This is a genomic window from Bacillus sp. ISL-4 (assembly GCF_018613275.1).
In the GTDB taxonomy this organism is placed as follows: domain Bacteria; phylum Bacillota; class Bacilli; order Bacillales; family DSM-1321; genus Peribacillus; species Peribacillus simplex_E.
Map to the genome: position 1 here is coordinate 1 of NZ_JAGGQN010000051.1, position 22202 is coordinate 22202.

Annotated in this window: 23 protein-coding genes and 1 riboswitch; of the genes, 17 read left to right on the top strand and 6 right to left on the bottom strand. The window is 40.5% G+C overall.

What is annotated here, in order from left to right; translation table 11 throughout:
* The first annotated feature begins 198 nt into the window (after positions 1-198).
* From J7J00_RS24385 to J7J00_RS24395, 3 genes are all read left to right on the top strand, one after another.
* On the top strand, positions 199-354 hold the full coding sequence (locus J7J00_RS24385; protein ID WP_153246094.1) for a hypothetical protein: 156 nt from the start codon (positions 199-201) through the stop codon (positions 352-354).
* 60 nt (positions 355-414) lie between these two features.
* Positions 415-1086, top strand: a complete 672-nt coding sequence (locus J7J00_RS24390; protein ID WP_214795366.1) for an SOS response-associated peptidase — start codon at positions 415-417, stop codon at positions 1084-1086.
* A 288-nt stretch (positions 1087-1374) separates the two neighbouring features.
* Positions 1375-1482: riboswitch (SAM riboswitch) on the top strand.
* A 190-nt stretch (positions 1483-1672) separates the two neighbouring features.
* Entirely contained in the window at positions 1673-2989 is a 1317-nt protein-coding gene (locus tag J7J00_RS24395) for a Na+/H+ antiporter NhaC family protein (RefSeq protein WP_214795368.1), read from the top strand.
* A gap of 283 nt (positions 2990-3272) precedes the next feature.
* Here J7J00_RS24395 and J7J00_RS24400 read toward each other — a convergent pair whose 3' ends face one another.
* Positions 3273-3818: a chromate transporter gene (locus tag J7J00_RS24400; protein ID WP_286201556.1), complete on the bottom strand. Its 546-nt coding sequence runs from the start codon at positions 3816-3818 to the stop codon at positions 3273-3275.
* Between the two features lie 49 nt (positions 3819-3867).
* Positions 3868-4491, bottom strand: coding sequence for a chromate transporter (locus J7J00_RS24405; RefSeq protein WP_214795370.1), 624 nt, complete (start codon positions 4489-4491; stop codon positions 3868-3870).
* 260 nt (positions 4492-4751) lie between these two features.
* On the opposite strand from J7J00_RS24405, the gene J7J00_RS24410 reads away from it, so the two are divergent.
* Entirely contained in the window at positions 4752-5630 is an 879-nt protein-coding gene (locus J7J00_RS24410; RefSeq protein ID WP_214795372.1) for a LysR family transcriptional regulator, read from the top strand.
* Positions 5631-5788: 158 nt separating this feature from the next.
* On the top strand, positions 5789-5938 hold the full coding sequence (locus tag J7J00_RS24415) for a hypothetical protein (RefSeq protein WP_214795374.1): 150 nt from the start codon (positions 5789-5791) through the stop codon (positions 5936-5938).
* A 186-nt stretch (positions 5939-6124) separates the two neighbouring features.
* Here J7J00_RS24415 and J7J00_RS24420 read toward each other — a convergent pair whose 3' ends face one another.
* A complete protein-coding gene (locus J7J00_RS24420) occupies positions 6125-6910 on the bottom strand; it encodes an IclR family transcriptional regulator domain-containing protein (RefSeq protein WP_214795375.1) in 786 nt (261 codons plus the stop codon).
* 243 nt (positions 6911-7153) lie between these two features.
* On the opposite strand from J7J00_RS24420, the gene J7J00_RS24425 reads away from it, so the two are divergent.
* The 12 genes from J7J00_RS24425 to J7J00_RS24480 all read left to right on the top strand — a co-directional run bounded on the left by J7J00_RS24425 (position 7154) and on the right by J7J00_RS24480 (position 20147).
* Positions 7154-7810 carry a CoA transferase subunit A gene (locus J7J00_RS24425; protein WP_214795376.1) on the top strand — a complete coding sequence of 219 codons (657 nt, stop codon included), beginning with the start codon at positions 7154-7156 and terminating at the stop codon, positions 7808-7810.
* 6 nt (positions 7811-7816) lie between these two features.
* A complete protein-coding gene (locus J7J00_RS24430; RefSeq protein ID WP_214795377.1) occupies positions 7817-8482 on the top strand; it encodes a 3-oxoacid CoA-transferase subunit B in 666 nt (221 codons plus the stop codon).
* 24 nt (positions 8483-8506) lie between these two features.
* Positions 8507-9688 carry a thiolase family protein gene (locus J7J00_RS24435; protein ID WP_214795378.1) on the top strand — a complete coding sequence of 394 codons (1182 nt, stop codon included), beginning with the start codon at positions 8507-8509 and terminating at the stop codon, positions 9686-9688.
* A 71-nt stretch (positions 9689-9759) separates the two neighbouring features.
* Positions 9760-11034, top strand: a complete 1275-nt coding sequence (locus tag J7J00_RS24440; protein WP_286201557.1) for an Nramp family divalent metal transporter — start codon at positions 9760-9762, stop codon at positions 11032-11034.
* Between the two features lie 672 nt (positions 11035-11706).
* Positions 11707-12795, top strand: coding sequence for a LuxE/PaaK family acyltransferase (locus tag J7J00_RS24445; protein ID WP_214795380.1), 1089 nt, complete (start codon positions 11707-11709; stop codon positions 12793-12795).
* A complete protein-coding gene (locus J7J00_RS24450) occupies positions 12792-14243 on the top strand; it encodes an acyl-CoA reductase (protein ID WP_214795382.1) in 1452 nt (483 codons plus the stop codon). Before J7J00_RS24445 ends, J7J00_RS24450 begins: the two co-directional genes overlap by 4 nt.
* Before the next feature lie 11 nt (positions 14244-14254).
* Positions 14255-15001 carry an ABC transporter ATP-binding protein gene (locus J7J00_RS24455; RefSeq protein WP_214795384.1) on the top strand — a complete coding sequence of 249 codons (747 nt, stop codon included), beginning with the start codon at positions 14255-14257 and terminating at the stop codon, positions 14999-15001.
* Entirely contained in the window at positions 14998-15756 is a 759-nt protein-coding gene (locus tag J7J00_RS24460; RefSeq protein ID WP_214746746.1) for an ABC transporter permease, read from the top strand. Before J7J00_RS24455 ends, J7J00_RS24460 begins: the two co-directional genes overlap by 4 nt.
* Entirely contained in the window at positions 15753-16784 is a 1032-nt protein-coding gene (locus tag J7J00_RS24465) for an ABC transporter substrate-binding protein (RefSeq protein ID WP_214795386.1), read from the top strand. The genes J7J00_RS24460 and J7J00_RS24465 overlap by 4 nt, the downstream gene beginning before the upstream one ends.
* The gene (locus J7J00_RS24470) at positions 16781-17545 is read left to right on the top strand and encodes an SDR family oxidoreductase (RefSeq protein ID WP_214795388.1); all 765 of its coding nucleotides are present in this window, start codon (positions 16781-16783) and stop codon (positions 17543-17545) included. Before J7J00_RS24465 ends, J7J00_RS24470 begins: the two co-directional genes overlap by 4 nt.
* A 773-nt stretch (positions 17546-18318) precedes the next feature.
* Positions 18319-19746 carry an alanine/glycine:cation symporter family protein gene (locus J7J00_RS24475; RefSeq protein WP_214795390.1) on the top strand — a complete coding sequence of 476 codons (1428 nt, stop codon included), beginning with the start codon at positions 18319-18321 and terminating at the stop codon, positions 19744-19746.
* A 182-nt stretch (positions 19747-19928) separates the two neighbouring features.
* The gene (locus J7J00_RS24480; protein WP_098371842.1) at positions 19929-20147 is read left to right on the top strand and encodes a YozQ family protein; all 219 of its coding nucleotides are present in this window, start codon (positions 19929-19931) and stop codon (positions 20145-20147) included.
* A 116-nt stretch (positions 20148-20263) separates the two neighbouring features.
* Here J7J00_RS24480 and J7J00_RS24485 read toward each other — a convergent pair whose 3' ends face one another.
* The 3 genes from J7J00_RS24485 to J7J00_RS24495 are packed head-to-tail and all read right to left on the bottom strand — an operon-like array spanning position 20264 to position 22202.
* Positions 20264-21109, bottom strand: coding sequence for an energy-coupling factor ABC transporter ATP-binding protein (locus J7J00_RS24485; RefSeq protein ID WP_214795392.1), 846 nt, complete (start codon positions 21107-21109; stop codon positions 20264-20266).
* Positions 21110-21127: 18 nt separating this feature from the next.
* Positions 21128-21904, bottom strand: a complete 777-nt coding sequence (gene cbiQ, locus J7J00_RS24490; protein WP_214795394.1) for a cobalt ECF transporter T component CbiQ — start codon at positions 21902-21904, stop codon at positions 21128-21130.
* Positions 21891-22202, bottom strand: a complete 312-nt coding sequence (locus J7J00_RS24495) for an energy-coupling factor ABC transporter substrate-binding protein (protein WP_214795396.1) — start codon at positions 22200-22202, stop codon at positions 21891-21893. The genes cbiQ and J7J00_RS24495 overlap by 14 nt, the downstream gene beginning before the upstream one ends.

A 22202-nucleotide genomic window follows, 5' to 3' on the forward strand; every position in this document is an offset into this window, starting at 1 on the left:
GCGCCTCCTCCTACTCGATTGCCGCCTATCAAGGATTTATGGTCCCGGGCATTGTTCGACTAACCCTTTAAAGTGTAAAGGAACCTCCATGCGGCCTCTTCATTAGAAGATTAACCATGACTCTGCCAGAGTTCAATACTGATACTTGTGGGTTTTTAGTTTATAATAACAACCATCTAGCCTTTTGGGGGGGATTCAATGAATGAATATAAAGTAACGGTAAGGAACGGCAGTACCTTAATTTTGTCGGAAATCATTAAAGCTGAAGATGAAAGAGAAGTCCTTGGCACCCTTTTGATTTCCAGCGAATTATTTAATCAACCATTTACCGACATCAGGATTTTAGAACGCTGATTTGTGCCTTCCCGTTCCATTTGTTACACTGTAATAAATCTTAATACGGTAGGCGATATTATGTGTGGTCGTTTCACCCTTTTCACTGACATTGAAGAAATAAAAGATCGGTTTGATATTCAAGGATCATTTGATGAGGAATACCAATTCAGCTACAATATTGCTCCCTCCCAATCCGTGCTATCCGTCATTAATGACGGGGCAATGAACCGACTTGGATATCTTCGGTGGGGACTCATTCCTTTCTGGGCAAAAGACGAAAAAGTGGGCTATAAAATGATCAATGCCAGAGCGGAAACCATTGCAGAGAAAGCAAGCTTCAAGAATGCGTATAAGAAGAAGAGGTGCTTGATAATCGCTGACTCATTTTATGAATGGAAGAAGACACCAGAAAGAAAAATACCGATGCGAATAAAACTGAAGAATCATGCTCCATTTGGAATGGCCGGTATATGGGAATCCTGGAAATCCCCTGAAGGCCTCAGCATCTACACGTGCTCCGTTATAACAACCGTTCCTAATGAGCTGATGACCAGCATTCATGATCGTATGCCTGTCATCCTTAAACCAGAAGATGAAAAAGATTGGTTGAATCCATCCATTAATGATCCTGCATATCTGCAGCAGTATTTAAAGTCATTCGATTCGGAACAAATGGAAGCTTTTGAGGTATCGACTGATGTGAACTCGACTAAAAAAAATTCACCTGACCTAATACAACAAATTTGCTGAGAGGTCATTAGACCTCTTTTTATATTAATTCTGTCCCGATAAATATCATAGAAGACTCATTGTACTGATTAACTGCACATGTCAAGATCTCTTATTAATCAGTAAGAAGTGCATGTGAATACTTTAAAACTAAGCCTTGCGAAAATAGACAAAATGCTGTACTCTTATATTTGCTTTTCAAAATGACTTCGATGTCACTTTCACAAACTCAGATGGTTTCAGCAAGTTTCCAGCCTGGTACTTTTCTGACAGGCATCGTAATATTTGATAAATTATATAATTTTGATCTTCTTATCAAGAGAGACGGAGGGACTGGCCCGAAGATGTCTCGGCAGCGGACTTAATAGGAGTGCTGTGCCAAATCCAGCAGGCTGATTTTCGCCTGAAAGATAAGGAGGGTGTTTTTTATAAATTAAAAGACCTCTTCTTGTTGTTTAATAGAAGGGGTCTTTTTTATGCTGACAGTTTTTTTAGCTATAGCTCCATGACTGGAGAATCAAGTTCAAATTGGTGTTATTTGCGAAAACCGTTAAAAGAATAAAAGCTATGACACATGTCATGGGAAAAATAAAAAGAGGTGTACATCATGAGTGCAAACAATAAAGGGAATCCATGGGCATTGATTCCATTTGTCGTATTTTTAATTTTATTTATAGGGTCCGGAATCGTCACTAAAGATTTTTATTCATTTCCGGTAATTGTAGCGATTTCTATTGCATCAGCAGCTGCATTGGCAATGAATCGGAAAGAAAGTTTCAATCAAAAGGTTGATATTTTCTGTAAAGGTGCAGGGGACGCCAATATTATGTTAATGGTTATCATTTTCCTTTTAGCCGGCGCTTTTGCCGAAGTTGCAAATGGCATGGGAGCAGTTGAATCAACGGTTAATCTTGCCTTAGCGGTTTTTCCCCAAAATCTTTTAATGGTAGGGATATTCATTATCGCTTGTTTTATTTCTCTATCTATGGGAACGAGCATGGGAACGATTGTAGCACTAGCACCTATCGGGGTGGGAATTAGCGAGCAAACCGATATTTCGCTTGCCCTTTCAATGGCGGCCGTTATTGGTGGTGCGATGTTTGGTGATAACCTATCCTTCATTTCAGATACCACAATCGCTGCAGTTCGAACACAGGGAACGAAAATGAAGGATAAGTTTAAAGTGAATTTTTTCATCGTTTTACCTGCGGCCATCATCACATGTGCTATCCTAGGAATATTAACGATGGGTGAACAAGCCGACATCACCCAAAATTCCTATAATTGGGTGAAGATTCTTCCATACCTTTGCGTATTGATTACTGCATTGGCAGGAGTCAATGTGTTCCTGGTCCTATCCATCGGAATCGTATTTGCCGGAATTATCGGATTGGCTGATGGAAGTTATCAACCGCTGGGTGTCATTCAAAAAGTTGGCGAAGGAATGGCGGGAATGTATGAAATATCCTTCCTTGCCATTTTAATTGCAGGTATGGTTGCTGTAATCAAACATAATGGTGGCATCGATTATTTACTCCACCTCGTGACCCGAAATAGCAAATCAAAAAAAGGGGCGGAATTCAGTATTGCCGGGCTTGTTGGTTTGACGAACCTTTCAACGGCAAATAACACGATTTCGATTATCATTGCCGGGCCACTTGCCAAAAATATTGCTGAAAAGTATGGGATTGATCCGCGTAAATCGGCGAGCTTACTTGACGTTTTTGCCTGTTGTATCCAAGGGTTGATTCCATATGGGGCACAGCTGCTTGTTGCGGCAGGAGTAGCAAAGATTTCTCCGATAAGCATCTTGCCGTATTCATATTACCCAATACTAATTGGACTTTGTGGAGTCGTGGCCATCTTGATTGGTTATCCACGGTTTCAGTCGGGAAATGATGAAACGAAGAAACGGACTTCTTAAAAAGAGGATAATAATGAAAAAACACCCTGGATCATTGGATACAGGGTGTTTTCTGTATGATCGAAATACTAAAAGATAAGCATGAAAATTATTCAGAAGTCATCCTTTCTCTTATTTCAGAATAAGTGTCCTAAACTAATCAAGGCCGTCTTCAACCGACCTGAAAATTCCAATTCATCTGTTTGATATTTCTTTAATTCATGATAAACAAATTTTTTTCATAACCAAAATAACTGTGCTTCATTCCGGTCCATATTGATAATGGTTTTGCGTGAGGCATTTGTCATGAATAGAGGACAACACCAACTAAACCAGAAAGAATAATTACATAGGCTGGGTGCCAGCGTAATTTCATTAGGGCAAATAACGATAATCCAAAAACGAGTAATAAGCTAATCGTATGCCATGAAAAGTTCGGGGCTATCATATGATTGGAAAGTGCTAAACTGATTGCTGCAAAGAGGATTAAACTAGTGACAATGGGTCTTAATCCATAAAACATGGATTGAATAACTGGAAAATGATTCAATTTGCTGAAGAAGGTGGCTATAACGGTCACGAATATAATAGCAGGTAGCAAGATTCCGAGAGCGGATGATATGGCTCCTGCTAATCCAGCAGTCGAATAGCCAACGAGAATGGCACTATTGGCTGTGACGGGTCCTGGGGACATCCCGGAAATAGCGATTATATCGGTAAATTGCTGCGTCGTCATCCATCCATGCTGTGAGACTTCCGATTCTATTACGGGAATCATGGCGTATCCGCCTCCGAACGATACAAAGCCGATAATAAAGAAGGTGCTAAACAACTCCCACAATTCCATCATTCTATCACACGCTTTCTTGAAAATTAGTTAGACCCTTTTTTAGATTTACCTATATGCCAGCACCCATGAAAGGTTCGAAATCATTTTCTTCTTTTCCCATATCTTTTCTGTCCATCTTGACATCGTAACCTAATTTTCTCTTAATGGAGATTGTCACAATACCCGCTACAGCTCCTGCTACTATAACTATCACAGGGTGGAGAAAGAAGAGGACTGGAATTCCTACTAGTAAAATACAGAATGTTGATTTGTCTACAACAGCCGTTTTTCCTATCTTTATAGCCGCATAGGCGATGATGGCTACTATCGAAGCTCTGATCGATATGAATGCGGATTCTATCTTCGGATTATCCTGAATGAAAAAATACAAAATGCCTAGGAGCAGAACAATTAAAAAGGTAGGTAATGAAACACCGATCATGGCTGCCATTGCCCCCTTCATTCCGGCAATTCGATGGCCGATAAAGGTGGCGGAGTTAATGGCGACAGCTCCCGGTACGGACTGAGATAACGCAAAAACATCCGTAACTTCTTCGCTTTTCATCCATTTCCTCTTTTCGACCACTTCTTTTTCGATTAAAGGGATCATCGCAAACCCGCCTCCGAATGTGACAGGTGCTATTTTAAAAAAGGTCCAAAATAAATGGAATAGAGTTTTCCATTGTCCTTTCATTGATATCAGTCACTTCCTTTGCCGTTAAGTTTAAATCTTATTACTAACATATCAAAGAAAAAGGAATGGGTAAATTGCAACAAAATCATCGGGTATAACAAATCGTTATACCCAGAAGATTTATCCGTTTTATAAAGAATGTCGCCAATAATTTATTAGCCTCACTTATTCAGGGATGTAGTACTCTTTTTTCATTTCACCATTTACCTTTATGATGCTATCATTTTAATAAACTATCTAAAAACATGGAGGTCGTTTTCTTGAAATTAGAAAATCTAAAAATGTTTTGTTTAGTGGTGGATGAAGGAAGCATAAGCCAGGCAGCGAGGTTAAGCTTCCTATCTCAACCCGCTGTAACAAGACAAATCCATCAACTGGAAAATTATTATAACACATTGTTATTCGACCGTGAGGAAGGAAGGCTGAGAGTTACAGAGGCAGGAAAGTTGTTATACCCTTTTGCAAAAGCTATTGTAAACGACTTCAACCATTCAAAAGAAGTGATTCAGCAATCAACTGGCAAGTACAATGCAAACCTCATAGTAGGGGCGTCCTTGACTATCGGTGAGTATTTGTTGCCGAGCTTGCTTGGGAGATTTAAAAAACAACAGCCTGAAATAAAAGTGACATTAACGATAAAAAATACCCCACGGGTTCTGGAGGATCTTTCAAACGATGTCATTGATTTGGCCTTGGTGGAAGGACTTGTGGAAAACAGCGATTTTATTGTAGACAAGTTCGCCGAGGATGAATTGATATTGGTATGTCCATCCGACCACCCATGGAAAGACAGAAAAAAAATTCAGCTTGAGGAATTGGGGAATGAAAGAATGATTTGGCGTGAATCCATTTCAGGAACACGGCTTATAGTAGAAAACATGTTAAGGGAGCATGGGGTTTTAGAAAAAATAGAAAGTTACATGGAGATTGGTAGCACACAAGCGATAAAAAGTGCGGTTGAAGCTGGACTTGGAATCAGCATTTTGCCAAGGTTGACAGTGGCCAGGGAATTGGAGCAAGGCTTTTTGCGGGAAGTGGGTATTTCCAGAATAGATATAACAAGAAATTTATGGCTAGTCAGGAAAAACAATCGTTTTAATAAAATAGGGGTGTCTAAATTTGTTAATTTTCTTCAATAAGGAAGGAAAGCCACTTTGGTTTACTATTACAATTTGGCAGCGTTTTCAGTTTCATGGTTAATGATGTGCCCCCGGCCCCCTTACCTTGAAAAAGTCATAGCAAATTGAATATACCCCATGATTATTCATAAAAGCTCTTCTCTATCGGGAGGGGCTTTTTGTTTAACGTATATAAAATCGTTTCTTTCCCAATCTGGCACACTGGGACTGTCATTGATGGGCGTAAACAGGGAAATAAAAAAGGACAACTTCAACAAGGGGTGAAGTCTGTCCAAAGCGAGTTTGATTTTATACCCAAATTATTTTAAGTTGCATCATAATTCATACATGAATAGGATATTCATGTATATGTTTCTAAAAAATTCCTTAATGATCAAAAAGACGACTCCAATTTTATGAAAATAAATTGGAGTCGTCTTTTTTACTAAATCAAGTACCACTAAAAAAACGAAAGTTTTCAGTGGCCTCAATTTTTATAAGTGTGTTTTTTGATTTTAACTTTTAGATCCCGTTTGATGATTTAATTTTTTAACTCCTTCTTGAAGGGCTGGTAAGTAGATTTCTAATAATTTCTTTTTATCTGTTCGGATGACCTGGGTAGAAACATTTACTGCGGCTATCGTTGTACCCTGCCAATTGATAATGGGCATTGAAATGGAGCGGAGTCCTTCCTCTAGCTCTTCATCACCTATCGCATAACCCCGTGACCTGGTCATGGCCAAGTCTTCCTCGAATTTTTCATAAGTAGTGATTGTATTTTGGGTAAAAGCTTCGATATGGGTGATTCCCCAAATTTTTTTCCTCTCGTTTTCGGGTAACCAGGCAACAAGTGCTTTTCCTAATGAGGTTGCATAATAAGGCAATCTTGAACCGACCTTCAAGTTTGCCCCGACGATCCTTTTAGCTGCATTCACTCTGGAAACATAGACAACTTCCGCACCATCCAGAATGGCCAGGTTTGTTGATTCCTTTACAGTGGCAGAGATAGATTCCAAGATAGGTTGAGCAAGATCCGGTAAATTCAATGTTTGTAAATAATGGACCGCTAAATCCAAAACCTTCGGGCTGAGTTGAAATCTATTGTCTTCTATTAACCTTAGATAACCGAGGTCGACAAGGGTTAATGCAAAGCGTCTAACTGTCGCTTTATTAATGCCTGTCCGCTCTGCAAGTTCCCGAAGCGAAAGACTAGCAGAACTTGAATCAAAAGCTTTTAACACTTCAAATCCTTTTGCGACTGATTGGACGAAATAAGATGATTGTTCCGTTTCATTATCCATCACGAACTTCCTCCTAAAAATAATGAAAATTTATAGTGAATTATCAGTCTAATTGTTAGAAAAAATAAACAATTAGGTTGACTTCTTAACAAAAGATAATTATGATTATCCCAAGGTACACTATATGTACAAGGTGTACGTATAGTGTACAGGTATAATCGGAATTACACAACTCTTATTTTAAATTTTTTTTATGTATATGTAAGGGATTACATTACGTGGAAGAGGAGGCTTTAAGCTACATTGAATAAGATCATTACTGCATCAGAAGCTGTTTCGTATATAAAAGATGGAGACACCGTCGCTGTAGGAGGTTTTGGGTTGGTAGGATGCCCTCTTGACTTGGTAGAATCATTGGCTGAACATCCAGTTTCCGATTTAACAATCATTAGCAATAACCTAGGGGAACCAGGAGGAAAAGGTCTAGGTAAGATTCTACTCCAAAATAAAATAAAAAAAGGGATAGGTTCATATTTTACGAGTAATATGGATGCCGTCCGTTACGTCAAGCAAGGTATTTTGGAAGTGGAGCTGGTTCCGCAGGGGACATTAGGCGAAAGGTTACGAGCAGCAGGTGCCGGTATAGGTGGATTTTATACTCGCACGTCAGCAGGGACACTTATAGGAGAAAATAAAGAATCACGCGTGATTAATGGAAAAGAATATGTTTTAGAGTTACCGTTATTTGCTGATGTGGCTTTAGTGAAGGCTAAAAAAGCAGATAGGTTGGGTAATTTAATCTATTCAAAAACAGCTCGGAACTTTAACCCTGATATGGCTAGTGCAGCAAAAATAACTATAGTTGAAGTGGAGGAGATTGTTGAAGTGGGCAAGATATCCCCCGAGGAAATCATAACGCCTCATTTGTTCGTGGATTTTATAGTGGAAAGGAGAAATTGACCGAAGATGTCGTCACTTATTATTAAAGAAATGATAGCCAAAAGGGTTGCTATGGAAATAAAAGAGGGAACAATCGTCAATTTAGGAATCGGCATTCCGACCCTGGTTGCTAACTATATACCCGAAAATAAATCCGTATACCTTCATACGGAAAATGGGCTCCTTGGAGTAGGTCCTTCGCCAGAGAAAGGGAAGGAAGACCCTGAAATCATAAATGCCGGGAAATTACCGGTCACCGCACAAAAAGGTGCTGCTTATTTTTCATCCTCCGAATCATTTGCGATGATTCGCGGCGGACATGTTGATACAGTCGTTTTAGGAGCCCTTCAAGTCAGTGAAACAGGAGATTTAGCAAACTGGGCTGTACCGGGAAAGGATATTTTAGGAGTTGGTGGAGCAATGGATCTAGTCGTGGGTGCAAAGGAAGTCATCATTGCAACTCAGCATTGCACGAAAGAGGGCGATCCGAAAATTGTCAATCACTGCGATATTCCACTAACAGCCCAAGGTGTTGTATCGACATTAATATCTGAATATGCAGTTTTTCGATTTAAAGATAATGAAATGGTTTTAGAAGAGTTAGACAAGGGGTGTACGGTAGAGAAATTAAAAGAAATCACACCTGCAAATTTTATAATTTCACCAAATTTGAAAGCGTATTCAGTTGAATGAATTTAAAAATCCGGAGGTATTATAATGGATCATGAATTTGTAATTGTTAGCGCAAACCGTACAGCCATTGGTAGATTTGGCGGACGATTAAAAGATGTACCTGCTGGAAATCTAGCTGCAACAACCATTAAAGATGCGATTGAACGTGCAGGGCTAGCACCTGAGCAGATCAATGAAGTAATTTTTGGTGAGGTACGGCAGTCCACTGAATCATCTAATCTAGCACGTGTTGCTGCATTAAGAGCTGGTATTCCCCAGGAGGCCTCTGCTTTCACAGTAAACCGACTATGTGCTTCAGGCATTCAGGCTGTTGTATCGGGGGTTCAGCACTTAGCATTTAATCCGGGTGATATTGTCGTTGCCGGCGGAGCGGAAAATATGAGCAGAGCCCCCATTTATTTAAGAAATTCACGATATGGAGAAGGAAATCCTTACCTTGTTGATTCTAATCTGGAAAATGGCCAGCAGCCAATCGAAGTTTATGGTAAAGACTTAGGTATGGGGGTTACGGCTGAGAACGTTGCGGTAACATATAATATTTCCCGTGAAGATCAGGATGCATTTGCTTTGGAAAGCCAGAATCGGGCAAAATTAGCAATTGAGTCTGAATCCTTCAAATCGCAAATAGTTCCGATTGAAATAAAAACTAGAAAAAACACATCGATTTTCCAAATAGACGAGCACCCAAGAGACACAACCTTAGAAAAATTAACTCAATTGAAACCAGTCTTTAAAAAGGATGGAACTGTCACAGCGGGTAATGCCTGTGGCCGTAATGATGGAGCGAGTTCCTTAGTTTTAATGACTCGAGAAAAGGCTTCTAACATAGGTGTCAAACCCATTGCCAAAATCGTTAACTGGTCTACAGCTGGTGTCGATCCACGATATATGGGAATCGGTCCAGTTCCCGCAATTGAAAATCTTTTGAAAAAGACTGGTCTGAAGGTTGAGGATATTGGGCTGTTTGAATTGAATGAGGCTTTCGCTTCGCAATCACTTGCCGTGATACGTGAAGCGAAGCTGGATCCGGATAAAATCAATGTCAATGGTGGGGCTATCGCATTAGGTCATCCATTAGGGGCAACTGGAGCGATAATCATAACAAAATTAATTCATGAAATGCAAAAACGACAAGAAAGATACGGGATAGCGACTCTATGTATTGGCGGAGGTCAGGGCATGGCTATTTTATTAGAATTAGCCTAAGACGATTCTAAATAATGAACTACATAAAATTAATTTATATTTGGGACATTTACCATCTGAGGAGGTATTACATGAAGACAGAACTTAATAAGCCACAGTTCAAAATTCCACCAGCTACGATGGGGGAAAAACTAAGACAGGTTGGACCGGGTATAGTTGTCGCTGCCACAGGTGTAGGAACTGCTGATTTGATAACATCTATCGTTATTGGAACTTCTTTTGGAATGACCTTTGTATGGGCCATTATTGTCGGTGCAATTTTGAAATACTTTTTAAATGAAGGTGTAGGACGCTGGTATTTGGCAACCGGACAAACCATGATTGATGGCTGGCATTCATTAGGGAAATGGGCAACAGGTTATTTTGGTATCTATTCAGTCATTTGGGGATTTATCTATGGAGCAGCTGCAGCATCGACTTCAGCATTGGCCATGCACGCCATGTTTCCAATCATGCCGCTTTGGGCTTGGGCTATCGTCCATTCGATTCTAGGCTTCGGTCTCGTTTGGACAGGCCGTTATCTTCTGTTTGAACGTGTAATGACAGTTTTAATAGGTGTTATGTTTGTAACGATTATCGGTACAGCGCTTCTTTTCCTACCTAGCTTAGGAGATTTCGCAATCGGATTCGTTCCTAGAGTTCCAGAAGGCTCATTCATTTTAATGCTAGGCTTGATTGGTGGAGTTGGTGGAACAATCACAATGGCTTCCTATGGTTATTGGTTAAGTGAAAAAAGCTGGAGTGGAAAAGGTTGGATTTCCATGATGAGAACAGATACCAAGGTTGCCTATACATTAACAGCTATCTTTACATTGGCTGCATTGATAATCGGTGCTCAATTTCTTGCGGGTACAGGTGTCAGCATCCGTGATGATCAAGGGCTTATCAAACTTGCCGAAATGCTTGGGGCGGAGTTTGGCACACCCATGCGCTGGTTATTCTTAATTGCATTTTGGTCTGCAGCTTTCTCTTCCTTACTTGGAGTTTGGAATGGGGTTCCGTATCTTTTCGCTGACTTTGTCAAAACGATACGCAAGAAAAAGGCTCCAGGGAAACAGGCTGTATCAGAAACGGAACCTGCTTATCGTGCCTATCTAGCCTGGCTAACATTCCCTCCGATGATTTTGTTTTATTTCGGAAAACCCGTCGAGTTAATCATCATATATGGAGCTTTAGGAGCATTATTTATGCCATTCCTGGCGATCTCCTTGATTTTACTATTAAATTCGAAAAAGGTTGATAAAGAGTTTAGGAACAAAGCTGTTCCTAATTTGGTATTAACAGCTTGTCTCATCATGTTCGCCTATTTAGGGGTTAACGAACTTATTGAAATTTTTACTAAATAATAGGTAAAGGCTGTGGGGAATCTTCTTCTTGACAGCCTTTATTTTTCCCTTTAGCTGGTCAGTCTCACTTTCATACCAAGGTTTTTTATACGCTCAAATCTCATTTTCTTTATTATAGGAATGCTGCCCCGTTAGCTCAATAAAAAAGTATATGTGCTTTACGCCTTCACGGAAAAGCTGATGGTCATCGATAATAATTATACTAAAGAAGGATTTCTTGCAAACATATTCAATCCAAAAGTAGCTGTGTTTTTTAAGTTCTTTACCCTAACTTATATCCAGCAGACAAGCACATAGCTTTTACTTTAGAGTTTAGAATGGTATTTCTTTTATATTCATTATTTAAAGAATTATATGCCTTCATGAAAAATGAAAAATTGAGAAAATCGATGGAGATGATCTTGTTCATTCCTTTTAATGAAATATGGATCTATGATTTAGTGTATTTAACGGTAGTTTAAAATGGAGTTGCATTTTTTAGGCAGAAGGAATAGACTTGAATAAAATTTAATGTTACGGGAGTCTGTGGAATCAGGCTGAGAGTATGACTAACTGTTGTAGACCGTTTGAACCTGTTGGGTAATGCCAGCGTAGGGATTGTGACTAGAGGACCACTATGCACTTTGCTTACGCAAAGTGCTTTTTTATTTTCTATGAAAGGATGGATTCGAGATGAATCAACAGCAAGTCATAACCACTAATATTGTTCGCTTTATGCAGAATGAAGTTACATCAGACGAGGCATTCAATGAACAGGCCTTACAATTATTTTCTTATCAATACCATCATAATCTTCCCTATCGAACCTTTTGTTTTCAAAAAGGAAAGACACCAAGCGTAGTCAAGACTTGGAGGGATATTCCGGCCGTTCCGATTAATGCTTTTAAAGAGGTCACGCTAAGCTCCATAGATCCCTCTGAAACAGAAGCGGTTTTCATGACGAGCGGAACTACAAAAGGAATTAAGGGCAAACATTATCATCCCACTTTGGAAGTGTTTGATGAGTCCATGATTTTAAATTTCAGGAAAAGATTTATGAAGGAAACGGAGAAAATCCGCATGGGGATTCTTTTTCCAACCGAAATAGAAATGCCTAACTCTTCATTAGCTCGCTACTTGGGTCTTGGAATGCGTGAATTCGGTACGAAGGATAGCCACTATCTATTAAATGAAGGTGGAATTGATATGGACCGCTTGCTGGAGGACCTTGAACATGCGGAAAAAACAGGGGAGCCTTATGCCCTTGTAGGCGCGAGTTTTAGTTTCGTACATATGATTGAAGAATTAGAACGAATGGGAAAGACCTTCAGTTTACCAAAGGGAAGTAAAATCCTTGATACGGGAGGATATAAAAATCAATCAAAGGAATTGGGTTTGGATGAATTCTATCATTTGCTTTCCACTCACTTAGGTGTAGAACGGTCTGAGTGCATCAATATGTATGGGATGACAGAGCTAAGCACCCAATTTTATGATGATGGTAATGAGACTATTCCTCCTGTAAAATCGGGACCGCATTGGATAAGGACTAGAGTGATTAATCCTTTAAGTGGGGAAGAGGTCCAAAAGGGCGAGCGGGGAGTACTTGTTCATTGTGATTTAGCTAATTTTAATTCGGTCACTACCATCCTAACAGAAGATTTAGGGGTTGAGGTGGATGGTGGTTTTCTTTTATTAGGGAGAGTGCAGGGAACAGAAGCAAAGGGCTGTTCCATAGCGGTGGATGAGTTTTTAAAAGCTGCAAAGGGCTTATCGGAATGAGCGAGATTGCAGGATATATACCGGATATAGGGGATGAAGATTTCGCAAAAAGGATATTAGTATTTAAGAGAAAGAATGAAGAAGTGGAAGTGGAGATTCCCCTTCTTACGATAGAACAGATGAATAAGGTTATAGAAAAGGTTAAAAGGGCAAGTGTTGAGACATTAAAGACATTTACGACGGTGGAAATCATGGACATGATTGACAAAGCAATTGAGAGATTACTGGATCGTCGTTCACCGTACCGTCAAAAGGCTGAACAGCTCCTGCCGATTATTACAGGGTACGATGAGGAAATAGTTCGTCTTGGACTTACTTCCTATTTGAAAAAATTCCGTAAACATGAACTCCAACGCTTTGTTGTTGAAGATTTTGGAAATCCCCTGTTGCTTGATGACTTTCAACCTCGAATCAAAGGCGGGTTCTCTAAGGCAGTCGGGCCAAATCTAATCACCCATATTTGGTCGGGGAATGTCCCTGGTCTTCCTTTGTGGAGCTTCATCTCCGCCTTGCTTACCAAATCAGGAAACATTGGGAAGGTCGCAAGTGCGGAGCCTTTGTTTGCGGGCTTGTTTGCCCGTTTGTTAGTGGAAATTGAACCTAAATTAGCGGATTGCTTTGCTATTGTTTGGTGGAAAGGGGGCGATGAAGAGCGGGAAACATGCATATTGGAACAAAGTGACGTTGTAGTAGGGTACGGCGGCAACGCTTCTCTTCAGTCTCTTCAAAGCCGAACGCCAATAACCACCCGATTTTTGGCATATGGGCATAAAATCAGTTTTGGGTTAATCTCTCGTTTTAGCTTGGATTCACAAAAAGCTTTTGAAACGGCACGTCAAGCGGCACTTGATGTCATCCGTTATGATCAGCAAGGCTGCTACTCTCCCCATATTTTTTATGTCCAACATGGAGGCAATGTTCCGCCAAAAGAATTTGCGAGATATCTGGCACATGAACTCGAAAACATGGAAAAAAGGTATCCTCGGCGAATTCTTTCAATGGAAGAGTCTGCAGCCCTGGCATCGTGGCGTCAAAGAGAAGAGATGAGTGTTTTTTATGATTCCCAAAAGGAGGTATTGGGAAATGTAGCACATGATTGGACCGTCGTATACGAAGAAAAGGGCATTTCATTCACTCCAAGTAGTTTGAATCGAGTGATAAAGGTGATTGCCTTTGAAAAAATAGAGGACCTGATTCCTTACATTGAGCCTCACCGTGCTTTCCTCCAAACCGTTGGTATAGCTGCAAGCCCCAGAGAACTTTTTCATTGGGCCGAGTTATTAGGGGGGATTGGTGTAACGAGGTTAACGGCTTTGGGCAGTATGACGTCTCCTGAAGTTGGATGGCACCATGATGGCCGCTTTAATTTACTAGATTTGATCAACATGATAGATATAGAGTCCTCTGCTGTAGTGTACAGTGAAAGATTTGCCCCTTATGTGGATTAGGAGGTAGTGGAATGGGTTTTTTGACAGTTAATGATGTGACATACAGCTATCAGGGCAGAGGGTCAGTTATCAATCGTGTAAGCTGGGAAATCAAAGAAGGGGAGTTTCATTGTTTGCTGGGGAAGAGTGGGTGCGGGAAAACGACGTTATTAAAGCTCGTTGCAGGCTTACTGCAGGTGGATACCGGAAGTATTTCCCTGAATGGGAACGTCGTAATCAAGCCGTCCCCTGAAGCCGGATTTGTCTTTCAATCCCCAACCCTTTTAGAGTGGAAAACTGTAATGGCCAACGTTCTGTTGCCCGTTTCCCTTAGAAGGAAAGTGACGGTAAAGGATATAGAGTATGCGATGAAGTTATTGGAGACTGTTGGGTTAGCAGACTTTCTTCAGAGGTTTCCGGCACAATTATCAGGAGGTCAGCAGAGTCGTGTAGCCATTGCAAGGGCACTTGTTGAACAGCCGTCCATGATGTTCTTAGACGAACCATTTGCCGCATTGGACGCGATTACAAGAGAAGAATTACAGGACGACCTTTTAAAGATATGCAAACAGCAAAATACGACAGTCCTTTTTATAACACATGATATTTCAGAAGCTGTTTATCTCTCAGACAAGATAGCGGTAATGGATCAAGGAAGCATTGTCTATGATACAGCTGTCGATCTTGCAAAGCCGCGAACGGTGGAAATGAGGTACAGCTCGTATTTTAATGAACTTTGCCTCAAGATCCGCCAGGTTATGGGGGGAGCACGGTTATGAGACGATTTCCTATATACTCCGTAATCCTTTTACTACTTTTGCTGTTTTTATGGGATCTAGCAGCAAGGTCCATGTCGGAGCTTGTCCTGCCGACACCTATTGTGATTTTCCATACTCTTTTTGAAGGCATAATGGGCGGATACTTTACCCCGCATATTATCCGAACCACATCAGAGGTGTTGCTGGGGCTGTTTTTTGGAGGGTTATTCGGATTTGTGGCAGGCATTATTTTGGGAGAGGTGCCTTTTTTACGGAAGCTCTTATTTCCTTACATTATTGCCAGTCAAGCTGTTCCGAAGCTTGCTTTAGCTCCTCTTTTTATCCTTTGGTTTGGATTTGGAATGACCTCTAAAGTGGTGATTACGGCACTGATCTGTTTTTTTCCTTTATTGGAGAATACGGTGATGGCCATAAAGTATACGGATAAGCAGAAGCAGGAACTGTTCAAAATGCTTGGTGCATCACGCTGGCAAACCTTGATCCATTTAAAGATACCTGCTGGGATGCCTGGGATTATAGCAGGGCTTCGCGTAGCAGTCGTTTTGGCAATTGTAGGAGCGGTTGTTGGAGAGTTTATCGGCGGTAGTGACGGATTAGGAGCGGTAATCATTGCTTCACAGGGAATGATGGATACACCATTGATGTTCGCGACCTTGATATTGTTAACGGCCATGGGAATGGTTCTATATCAGGCAGTGCAACTAATGGAAAAGAAATGGGTCAAACGATTTATAAAGGAGACGGAGAAAAAATGAAATCAAAAATTATGCTAATGGGTTTATTATTATTGATAGCAATAATTACAAGCGCTTGTGGAGCGAAGGAAGAGTCAACCAAGGAATCTGGCTCAGAGAAAATACAGCCGGTCAGAGTAGCGAATTGGAGTAAGCCGATAACTGAGCAAACGAATTTATTGGTGGATGAGAAAAAACACTTTTTCAAGGATAAAGGATTGGACGTTTCGGTTATTCCAGGAGAAGGTGGCGGGGATGCCATTAAAAATATTGTTTCTGGACAAGCTGACATTGCGTTTACAGATCCCGGCTCTCTTTTCTTTGCATTAGACAAAGGGGAAAAGCTGAAGGTGATTTATAATATCTATCCACAAAATGTGTTTAACATTGTATCGCTTAAAGACAAAAAAATAAATAAGCCACAGGATCTTAAAGGGAAAACAATTGGTGTATATAGTTTAACAAGCGGGACGCGTCAAAATTTATTGGTTCTTCTGCATCAGGCTGGACTTTCGGAAAACGATGTAAAAATCGTGGAGACGGGATTGTTGAATTTTGCACCTTTGATGCAGGGAAAGGTGGATGCAACAGCTGCAACGGATACTGGTTTAGCAGTCGCTAAACAAAAGGGATTGGATGAAGTAAATGTCATGGAAGCAAAAGATTATTTGAATGTGCCTAGCGATGTATTTGTTGTCACAGAAAAGACGTATGATGAAAAGAAAGACGTTCTGAAAGAATTTTTGGAGGCTTATAGTAGCAGTGCACAGTGGATGATCAAAAATCCTGAGGAAGCTGCTACACTAGCATCTGAATATGCCATAGATGGGAAAGATGAACAACAAAACTTGGAAATTATTAATCTGAGAAATACTTCGAGTGTTTCCTCTGAAGAAACTGATAGTAAGGGGCTAGGGGGACTTGATACATCGATATTACAAAAAGGGGCAGATACGTACCAACAACTAGGACTAATTGAAAACAGCATCGATATGAAAGAGGCAGTACGAGACGAGCTTCTTCCTAACAAAACGGAGGAGAAAAAATGAAAAAATTTCAGGGGAAAGTAGTACTGGTGACGGGAGCCAGCCGCGGAATTGGAGCTAGTATTGCCCGTGCCTTTGCGAGAGAAGGGGCACTGGTGATCATCAACTACTTGCAAAATCACGAGGCCGCTGAACAGGTTGCCGAGGATTGTACTAAACTGGGCGGTGAAGGATGGGCAATACAGGGAGATGTCTCTTCTGAATCGTCCGTCAAACAGATGATCGAACAAGTTTTGGAAGCGGGGAAAATTGATGTTCTCGTGAATAATGCCTTCAAGTCTTACATTTTTGATGCTGACAATCGAAAAATGTCATGGGAGCTAAAATGGGAAGATTATCAGGCGCAAATTGATGGGGCTTTACGCTCTACACATTATATGTGTCAGGCAGTCTTGCCCATTATGAAAAAACAGAGTAATGGCAGCATCATCAATATGATCAGCAATTTAGTTCAAAGACCGATTGTACCTTACCATGAATACACGACAGCAAAAAGTGGACTTATGGGGTACAGCCGTAATTTAGCTGCAGAGCTCGGAGCTTTTGGGATCAGGGTCAATTGCGTGGCTCCCGGGCTTGTCTATCCAACGGATACAAGCAAGGATACAAAAGAAGAGTTGAAGGACCTCATCATATCCCAAACTCCACTCCGCAGAATTGCAGCACCAGAAGATGTAGCAGGCCCCGTGTTGTTCCTTGCATCAGATTGGAGTCAGTTTATGACAGGGCAAACTTTATTTGTAGATGGCGGGCTTGTGATGTAACAACACGATAATCAATAAATCAATACATGGTAAGTGAATTTTCGTTTCATTTACTTAATTTATTTGACCAAATCTTCAAATATTATGCTGTCGTTGAGCAAGAGGGGGAGTTTTTGCTGTGAGCTTTCCTGATTTAGAGAATTGCTTTACAGATGGTGATAGTGTCTCAGGCTGTAGAAATGGCTGAGGATCTTAATGGTACAATACTGAGCTTTTATGAGGATGAAGGAGATACATAATAGCCCCAAGTAAGGCAGATGTAATTAATGTCCTGAGGGAGGTAGTTTAATACTAATAACTGTAGAAACTGATGAGTTTAGGGAGGCTGTTTAAGTCTCTCTTTTTGTTTGGATTTGGGGAGCTGAAATGCTCCTTTTTGAGTCTCTGCCCACTGATTTTACGTTAGGCACAGCAAAATCTTTTTTGTTTTTCAATTTTAACAGTACCCCCTTAGTAATTTTTTATAATGATGTGGATAAAAATAGAAAATAACTCCCGTTGGAAATGAACGTTAAATGAGAGAGGAAGAAAGAGTATTATCTATAGGTAATAATACTGAAATATTATATTTTTCGATTGATTCCACCAATTCATGAATGAAAAAAATTGTGTGTTAGGATATAATATATTATTGTAATGGAGATTCATTCTGGAATTTCCTTTTTTTATGGGCTTCATTTGTTTAGTTTATCTCCCTAATGAATCGGGAAATGAATTATAGTTGTATATGTTTTTATAATAATAATTACAGTTAAGTAGAGGGGTTTGTTTTAATGGAGATGTTAGAAAATTTTATTAGTGAGACAAATGATGTTTTATGGTCTTCCATTTTGATCATCATGTTGATTGGATTGGGACTTTATTTTTCCGTCCGCACGAAGTTTGTCCAATTCAGAATGGTAGGGGAAATGTTCCGGCTATTGGGCGAAGGGGCCACTGCGGAAAAAAAAGGTGTGACATCTTTTCAGGCTTTTTGTATTAGTACGGCTTCCCGGGTAGGAACGGGTAACCTAGCAGGTGTTGCCATAGCGATCACGATGGGCGGACCTGGAGCCGTTTTCTGGATGTGGTTAATAGCACTGATCGGATCTGCTTCGGCTTTCATTGAAAGTACACTTGCTCAAATCTATAAGGTCAAGGATGGGGATGCATTCCGCGGCGGTCCTGCCTATTATATGGAAAAAGCATTGAATGCCCGTTGGATGGGGATCACGTTCGCTGTGTTAATTTCGCTTACATTTGGACTTGCTTTCAATTCGGTTCAAGCCAATACGATTACAAGTGCATTCAATGAATCGTTTGGCATCGAAAAGTGGGTTACGGCTGTCATCCTGGCAATCGTCACGGCTGTCATCATTTTTGGCGGGATCAAAATGGTTGCAAAGGTCTCTGAAGTCATCGTTCCGATCATGGCAGGAGCCTATGTGATAGTGGCGTTGATTATCATCATCATGAATATTACCGAGTTACCTGGTGTTTTTGTTTTGATCTTTGAAAGTGCATTTAATGGAATAAAAGAAGTGGCTGGCGGAGTACTGGGAGCAGCCATGATGCAGGGAATCAAGCGCGGCCTATTTTCAAATGAAGCCGGGATGGGTAGTGCACCTAATGCTGGCGCGACGGCAGATGTCAGTCATCCCGTTAAACAAGGGCTCATTCAGTCACTAGGTGTTTTTGTCGATACGCTCATTATTTGCAGTTCGACTGCCTTCATCATTTTGTTTTCAGGTCTTTATACATCGAAGGAAACGGATGGAATCGTCCTTACCCAAAATGCCCTTGGAACGGCATTGGGATCTTGGGCGGGTATTTTCCTTGCCATTATTGTACTGTTATTCGCTTTTAGCTCCATTGTGGGCAACTATTATTATGGAGAGTCGAACATTGGCTTCATCAATGAAAATAAGGTTTGGTTAAACATCTATCGTATCGCAGTCGTAGGGATGGTGATATTCGGTTCTCTTGCCTCACTGGATTTTGTTTGGGGACTGGCTGACATGCTGATGGCCCTTATGGCCATTATCAACCTGATCGCCATAGCATTACTAGGGAAGATTGCATTTGCTGCACTGGCGGACTATCAAAAGCAAAAGAAAAGTGGGAAAAATCCTGTCTTCCATGTGAACAATATTAAAGGTTTGAAGAATGTGGAATGTTGGGGTGACCCATCCGATAATGTGGATGTGAAGAAGGAAGCCTAAGCTCTCAATAAGCTTACATGTAAAGTCCTTGAAAGGGGATTATACTTGTAAGTTTTTTTTGCCTTTTCCCTCCTTTTTTTTATCATTATTGAATATTGCTTCAGTTTTTACACAAAATACCTTTGTCTTTAATACTGCTGTCAATGGATGATTGGACAATTTAAAAACTAGGAGTGAAAAAAATGGATAGCAAGCAATCAAAAAATGAATCTTCAGAAATTGCCGGAAGAACATATGATGTTAGTGATTATAAACGGGAAGATAATTTATCCTCTGGACTGGCTACAACCCACGAACAAGTATCGGATACTTATGCGGAAGGCGAGATAAAAGCAGTCGTTGATGATGTAAACGGAAGAGATATTGAGCTTGCAAAAGAAAGAACTGAGGAAGAAAAGTAATAAATAATAAGATTTTTGTTTTTTAGGAACAAGAATTATCACCTGCTATTTTAAAGATATATCAGTTTGATCCCCTAGCTTTTGTAAAGATGAAACAATAGCTAGGGGATGCTTAATTAATAAATCCTTTCAGTCTCCAACATTTGAAGCAATTCTTCCTTCGTTCTTGGGAAAAGGTCCCGTTCTGCAGGTTTCCTTGATTGAAGAAGGGCTTGAAACATTTCAAAAACCCACGGCTTCTCCAGATGTGCCTGCAGCAAAACGTCTTCATCATGGAAAACGGATACGGGATCTCCTTGGTATATGACCTTACCATCGTTCATGACAACGACTTCATCAGCCCATTGATAAGCTAAATTAACATCATGAGTTGATAGGATTATCGTTTTGTCATGGTGGTGGATACTGTCCAGCAGAGCCATGATCTGTCTTGAGAAATAAGGATCCAATCCAGCGGTAGGCTCATCCAAGAGCCATACATCGGGTTCCATGGCGAGTACCCCTGCAATGGCGACACGTTTTTTTTGCCCTAAGCTCAAAAAATGGGTGGGTCTGTCTTTCAGTTCGGTTACTTCCGTTTCAGCCATTGCCCAATTTACTTTGTCCTGGACTGCATTTCTATCCCAACCTAAATTCATCGGTCCAAACGATATATCCTGTTGTACATTAGCGGAAAAGAGCTGCGAGTCGGGATCTTGAAAAACGATCCCGACTTGCTTTCGTAATGATAATAATGCTTTACGGTCATATTTCATTTTCTTGCCCTTAAATCTGATCTTTCCTGCTGTAGGTTGTAAAAGACCATTTAAATGCAGGAATAAAGTCGATTTGCCGGCACCATTATTGCCTAATAATGCTATCTTTTTACCATGTTGGATCGTTAGCGAAAGATCGTTTAAAGCGAACGTTCCATCCGCGAATTGATGGGTGAGGCCTTCTATATGAAAAATTTGCTCGTCCATTCTTGGGTTGCCTCCAATTTACAAATATCCATTAATAAAGATTAAGCTTCCTAGTATTACAATCGCGAAAAGCCAATTGCGTGAGGAATAGGTGTAAGTATCCTCGATATAGGAAAGGTTCTCCTGATAGCCTCTTGCGTTCATGGCCATCGTCAAATGTCCAGAGCGCTGCAATACTCCTAAAAATAATGATGAGATTAGTAATCCGAGAGATCGAATGCCTTTCCTTAACGAACCATACCCCAGCCGTGAAGCTTGTGATTGGTGAATGGCCAAAGCTGTTTCCAAAAAAATAAAGATGAAGCGATAGGTCAATTCTATTAAATCGACCAATAAGGAAGGCACTTTAAGTTTTCGCATCACGGATAGGATGACAGTAATGGGTGTAGTCAAGGTAAGGAAATATAAACAGCTAATACTGCCGAATACGACAGTGATCAAATTGATCACTGTACCTACACTGTCATCGCTAATGAATATTTGCCAGTTCCCGACCTTCCAGGACCACCATATATTCGAAATCGAAGTAAATTTACTTGTAAAAGAAAAAAGGATGGTAATTGTTCCTGATAGTATAAAAAATCCAGGTAATAGAAGTAATTTAAGATAATAAGAAAACGGGATTTTTGCCGCAAAAATGATTAAAGCGCTCATCACCGTAAAAGTGATGAGCGAAACGGTCATATCCCTTACCGTTAACGAAAATAGCAAAAGGGAGAGTGCAAAAACCATCTTTTCCAACGGATGTACATCCTTTAGCCCATTGAAATAGGCATATTTATCAATGAGTAACATGCTTCGATTTTTCGGGAATTTCTTGTTTGGTTTGCTTATTCCTTTGTCTCGTTACACCTATGAAATAACCAATGAAACCAGCTCCGATTGCAGCTTGCAGCGCAAATAATAAGCTTTCGGTTTCTGCACCTGGCGGCTCCCAAATACTGTTGAACCATGGCTTGTATTCCGGCTGGATTTTAGTGATGGCTTTTTCAGCTTCGCCATCTGCACCGCCAAATTCCGTTCCTTGTTGGGTGATTAACGGTATGGTAGCAAGAATGACGACCAGGAAAAGCAGCAGTAAACTTTTTTTCAT